The sequence below is a fragment of the Macellibacteroides sp. genome, assembly GCF_050251695.1.
In the GTDB taxonomy this organism is placed as follows: Bacteria; Bacteroidota; Bacteroidia; order Bacteroidales; family Tannerellaceae; genus Macellibacteroides; species Macellibacteroides fermentans.
Genome location: NZ_JBFWMI010000133.1, coordinates 1 through 5,869, shown reverse-complemented (window position 1 = coordinate 5,869; position 5,869 = coordinate 1). Strand labels below are relative to the sequence as shown.

Annotated in this window: 4 protein-coding genes; 2 read left to right on the top strand and 2 right to left on the bottom strand. The window is 41.9% G+C overall.

All coding sequences use genetic code 11. From position 1 onward, the window contains the following. On the bottom strand, nt 1-1,209 hold a 1,209-nt coding region (locus AB7E53_RS13805; protein WP_446776316.1), incomplete at its 3' end, for an enolase C-terminal domain-like protein. 249 nt (nt 1,210-1,458) lie between these two features. Between AB7E53_RS13805 and AB7E53_RS13800 the strand changes: the two genes are divergently transcribed. After that, nucleotides 1,459-2,832 carry a Gfo/Idh/MocA family protein gene (locus AB7E53_RS13800; RefSeq protein WP_079682799.1) on the top strand — a complete coding sequence of 458 codons (1,374 nt, stop codon included), beginning with the start codon at nt 1,459-1,461 and terminating at the stop codon, nt 2,830-2,832. Nucleotides 2,833-3,188: 356 nt separating this feature from the next. Continuing rightward, a complete protein-coding gene (locus AB7E53_RS13795; RefSeq protein WP_446776314.1) occupies nt 3,189-4,355 on the top strand; it encodes a DUF418 domain-containing protein in 1,167 nt (388 codons plus the stop codon). Nucleotides 4,356-4,367: 12 nt separating this feature from the next. Here AB7E53_RS13795 and AB7E53_RS13790 read toward each other — a convergent pair whose 3' ends face one another. Continuing rightward, on the bottom strand, nt 4,368-5,822 hold the full coding sequence (locus tag AB7E53_RS13790; protein ID WP_446776312.1) for an ATP-binding cassette domain-containing protein: 1,455 nt from the start codon (nt 5,820-5,822) through the stop codon (nt 4,368-4,370). Nucleotides 5,823-5,869 lie beyond the last annotated feature (47 nt).

The following is a 5,869-nucleotide window of genomic DNA, read 5'->3' as shown; positions in this document are numbered from 1 at the left end:
GCTCAGATTACCCAATCCGGGAAAAGGCTGCAACCTTGCGGCCACATTTTTATTCCATTCCACCAGAATCGGATTTACGGTAAGGTCGGCACAGAAACAGGGAACCTGATGTTCTTGTGCCAGCTTGGCTATCTTCATCGTCATGCTCAGTGTTTTGGCAATCGGTTTCAGGGCAATGGCCCTGTATCCCATCTGAATCCGTTTCAGCGCGTCCTGATCCGTATGCGCTGTTTCGTCGGCCACCAGCCTCACCGGAATATCGGTAACATCGCATTCCATCTCTTCGGGAAAAGGTTCCTCTATAATGGCTATCCGGTCGTACGCCCCGATTTTCTTTGTATAGTCCAATAATTTAAGAAAGGTATCCTTCTGCTCGTAGCGTCCGTTGGCATCCAGGTAATACACCACCCTACCCTCTTTGGTATAAGGATTCCGTTTGTGGCCAATCGTTTGATGAATCTCGCGGATACGCATCTTGTCCTTCTCCAGCATTTCGGCTTGCGATCCGCCCTGACCGATTTTTATTTTCATAAAAAAGTGGCCCTGGTCGGCTGTAGCCTCTACCTCCTGAAGCGGTATATTATAAGGTATAAGGGGAATGGATGCAATTTTGTCGTGCCTGCTGGAAAAGGTATCCTTATAGATAGCCGGAATCATCTCATCAAAAGTGGTGAATCCGTTCTCGCGCGCGTACAATAACCATGCGGCATTGTATATCCCTACCAGGGCATTCAACACAAATGTTTTACGCAGATCCGGATTGGATGTGATTGTTTGTCCGTATGCCAGTACTTCGGGGTAAATGGCATCCAGCAGGTCAATCGGTGTACGAAACGATCGTCCGCGGAGCAACTGGATGGCCTTCTCGGTAAGGGTATACATCAGGGAGTTGCCACCACTTTCGGAATGAGAGGAAAATATCTTTGCATCCGACCATAACACGCTTTGAGTTGAAAGTCCGATGCCATGCTGGCCGGAATCACTTTCCAGGTAACTGGCCACCTGCCAAAGTTCGGATAAGGCTCCTCCTTTAAATCCAAAAGGTCTGATTAACGGCTCACGCTCAAAATCTGCATCTACATTTACTATATGAATATCCTTAAGCGATGGCAACCGGGTTGTGGCAGCAAAATGGATTTCGGGTTTACATGCACAAGCCGCTCCCACGGCAAACAGACTGTTTTTTAAAAATTCCCTTCGGGTCTTCATTTTAGACATAGTATTTATTTCGTAATAAAAGAACTGTGCACAAAACTATTACTTGCCCCGAGGATTGTTTACTCAATTTGCGAACAGATGCCCTCATTTAGCGTCAATAATCTAATAGATAGAGATATAGCCTTGTAACATTTACGTAATATGAGGAGTATTATACGCAAATTGAGGGATATTGAATCGTTTAAGGCCCTACATTTGCAATATCGAAAAAGACTTGTAATTGCTTAATCTGATATACGCATGAAAAATAAAACAAACAGACGCGATTTTCTAAAAAAATCAACACTTGCGGCAGCAGGCATTCTGGGAGTAGGTTTTCCTACCATAGACGTAAAGGGAAACATTATGGGAGCGAACGACAGAGTCCGGATGGGTTTTATCGGCATCGGCAACAGAGGAACACAGCTGCTACATTCATTTATGAAAAACCCGGATGTAAAGGTTACTGCTCTGTGTGACATTTATAAGCCTTATCTTTCCAGAAACCGCAGCCTGGTTGATCCTCGATTTTTTCTTCCTAAGGGAAGGCCGGTTCCTGTAATGGGTGAGAATTTTGGCAAAGAGATAGCTTTATACGAAGATTATCGCAAACTGCTGGACGATAAAAACGTGGACGCGGTATGTATCGCCACCCCTGATCATTGGCACGCTTTGCAGGCAATAGACTCGGTAAATGCGGGTAAAGATGTTTATCTTGAAAAGCCTGTGTCCATGACTATATACGAGGGCAGAAAGATTGTTGATGCGGTAAACCGTACTAAGAAAGTAGTAAGCGTTGGTTACATGCGTCGCTGTGCAGCTCTTTATAATAAAATACCGGCATTGATCCAGAGCGGAAAGCTGGGCGAGATTTCGGTTATCAATTCGCACTATTACAGCAATATGACACCCAACGGTATAGGCAATATGAAACCAGAAATGCCACCGAAGGATTTCGATTGGAATGCATGGTTAGGTCCGAGGGCATACCGCGACTTCCAATACAATATTGCACCCTATATGTTCCGTTGGTGGAAAGACTATTCTTCACAGATAGCCAATAACGGATCGCATTACATCGACATCGTTCAATGGCTGATCGGGGAGCAAGCGCCGGTAGCAGTAACTGCCGTAGGTACGAATCATATCATCAGAGACGACCGTACCATACCCGAAAACATGGATATTACGTACGAATTTGCCTCGGGTAAACTATTTAACTTCCGGGTTTGCGAAACAACCAGCGTACCCGGGTTGAAATATGGCAACATCGAGATTATCGGCACAAAGGGTAGTCTGTATATAAGCGACAACGGGTACAGATACTATCCGGCTACACCGGGACAGTTTGCCGACTGGAAACAAACATTCGAGAAAGAAGAATTCAATATGCCCAAAGAAGACTGGACATACAATCATATAACCGATTTCATCAACTGCGTAAAGACTAGAAATACACCTGTATCGTCTATCGAACAAAGTTATCGCTCGTCCTCATTTGCCCTGCTGGCAAATATCGCGCTGGAAGTAAAAGAGCGGATTATCTGGGATCCGGTAAACGAACGGATCACCAATTGCGAGGCAGCCAATAAATTGCTTCATTACGAATACAGGAAACCTTGGAAACTGGAATAGAATAAAACTCAATCTTGCCGTGAGGCAACACATTTTTAATAATAGTTGATAATACATTACATTTTACATGGTTCAAAACAAATAATTGGTTTTGGTTTTATTAAGTAGGTTAGGATTAATATGGTTAAAATCAGGCATGCCTGGCTCGTGAGAGCCGTGCATGCCGTTTTCGTATCTAAATATTCATCAGAAAGTTGCTGAACAACATACATAAACGAGCATACATCTATGTAATTGTCATTAATTTTGCCAGCTTAAAAAAACAAAAAAACAGGCTGTTTATCTAAAGCAGATTGTTCGTCAAATTTATTTGCAACGAGCTGTAAACGGCAAAACATTGGTATAAAGATAAAAACATGTTGATAAATCAGAATTCGTCCAGACTGTATGTGGTTGATGCCTTACGCGGTTTTGCTATTATTTCTATAATGCTTATTCACAACCTGGAGCATTTCGATTATTATTTCCTTCCTGAAAATCTTTCACCGTGGATGAAAGCACTTGATAAACAGGTATGGGATGTACTTTTTTTCTTATTTGCCGGTAAATCCTATGCTATATTTGCATTACTGTTTGGATTAACATTCTTTATTCAGTCTGATAACCAAGCAAAAAAAGGAAAGGATTTCAGAGGTAGATTTGCCTGGCGATTGATACTCCTGCTGGGTTTTGGAATTATCAACTCCGCTTTTTATCAGGGAGATATACTTACCATATATGCAATAATCGGTTTCGGACTGATACCGGTTGCAAAATTAAAAGACTCCTGGGTGCTTATTATTGCCACTTTACTTATGCTGCAGCCCTATGAATGGATAAACTTCGCATGTGCCCTACAGCATCCGGAAGTTACTCCGGCTAATCCGGCATCATGGGCTTATTTCGGCAAAATGAGTGAATATATTCCAAAAGACTCTTTTATTGATACTGTTGTTGGGAATCTAACCAACGGGCGACCGGCAGTATTCAACTGGTCGTGGGAAAACGGAAGGGTATTTCAGACACTTTCACTGTTTATGCTAGGAATGCTGGCCGGGCGCAAAGGTTTATTTAAAGAATCGGACAGCAACATCCGTTTTTGGAAAAAAGCTCTTGTTATCTCCCTTGTTGCTTTCATCCCTCTTTATCAAGCTAAAACCAATGTTGGTACCTGGTATACCAGCGAAGCGCTTATCAGGCCGCTTAGTGTGATACTATCTTCCTGGGCTAATCTGGCATTTATGATCTTTTTAGTGTCATCCTTTGTATTATTGTATCGGACCTCATTGTTTAATAAAGCCTTAAATCTTTTAGCCCCAATCGGCCGGATGAGTCTATCTAACTACATTATCCAATCCATACTTGGTTCATTTATCTACTATGGCTTCGGTTTAGGCATGTACCAATTTACTGGTGCAACACACTGTTTAATTATCGGGATATGCCTGGCAATCTTACAAGGCATATTCAGCACCTGGTGGCTACATGTACATAAACAAGGCCCCCTGGAATCGCTATGGCACAAGGCTACATGGATTGGATAAGGCAGAATTATCTCACTGTTGCTTTTTTAAGACGAGCTGCTTGTCAATTATATCCGGAAGTTCATCCTGATAGTGCGTTACATAAATGAGTGTAATATGCTCACTGCAATACGATTCAATGAATCTCTTAATCCTTCTTTTGTTTACAATATCCAGTCCATGCATGGGTTCGTCAAGAATAAGCAACTCAGGTCTTTTAACCATCGCTCTGGCAAATAAAAGCAAACGTTGTTCTCCTGAAGACACATGCTGAAAGGCTATATCTCTAAGATGAGATACATCCAGAAGCTTCATCCACTCCATTGCCATCTCTTCCTGTTGCGAAGAACACTTTCTGTATAGCCCGATTGTATCAAAAAAACCGGAACCAACCACATCCACACATTTCGTATTCTGTTGATAATAAATATGCATTTCAGGCGATACATATCCAATCCGTTTTTTAATATCCCAAATGCTTTCTCCGGATCCTCTTTTCCTGTCGAACAATGTTATATCATTAGCATAAGCCTGCGGATTATCGCCGCATATCAAACTGAGCAGGGTTGATTTACCGGAACCATTCGGTCCTAATAAGGCCCACTTATCTCCTTTTTTTACTGTCCAGTTCAAATCTTTTAAGATTGAACGTGATCCATATTTAATATTTATATTATTTAAAACCGCCACATTTTCGTAACTAAGGTCCTGCTCCCGCAAACCTAACCCGGGAATATGAGACAATGCAGAGTGCCGGGGTGGAAACAGATGATCTTGCAAATCAATAGAGCTAATAAATTCGGTTGCCGATAAAGCGGGATAAAGCTTTTTATCTTTAACTGGCAGTACATCCGTAATGAAATCAGGGATATCGGCCGGATCAGACAAAACCAATACGATTTGCAAATTGTCTAATTCCGACAAACGAATCAACAATTTGTTTAAGACACTGCGTGATGATACATCTAATCCTATGAATGGATTATCAAGAATCATCACCCGAGGATTAGTCAACAGAGATTTAACAATCAAAAACTTCCTCAACTCTCCACTGGAAAGAAGATTTACTTCTTTTTCCAATAGATCTTCTATCCCGAACCAGTCCACCAATTCGTCAAGCCACTTCTGATCTGCCTTGCCAACAAGCTCTTTCACTATCGGCACATCCTGTTCAATCCCTTTGTTCCATCGCTGCTGATAAAAACTGGTATCGGCATCAATTAAGCTATAGATATCTCTAAAGGCAACACTTTTAACAACAGTGGAGACAGCTAAATTAGCTCCGTTTCTGTCAATACAGCTCACCTCACCCAACTTCAAAGCATATTTTCCGATAAGCATATCTGTCAGAACTGTCTTTCCGCTTCCATTTGGCCCGACAATAGCCCAATGATGACCTTCATTTATCTGCCAGGAAACCGGTTCTGTATACCTGAGGTATTCGATTCGGGGAACAGCTCCCTTAATCTCAATCAATGTCTGCTCCATGTATGTTCATTCATTAATAAGATACAAAAGTAATGATTCAATATACA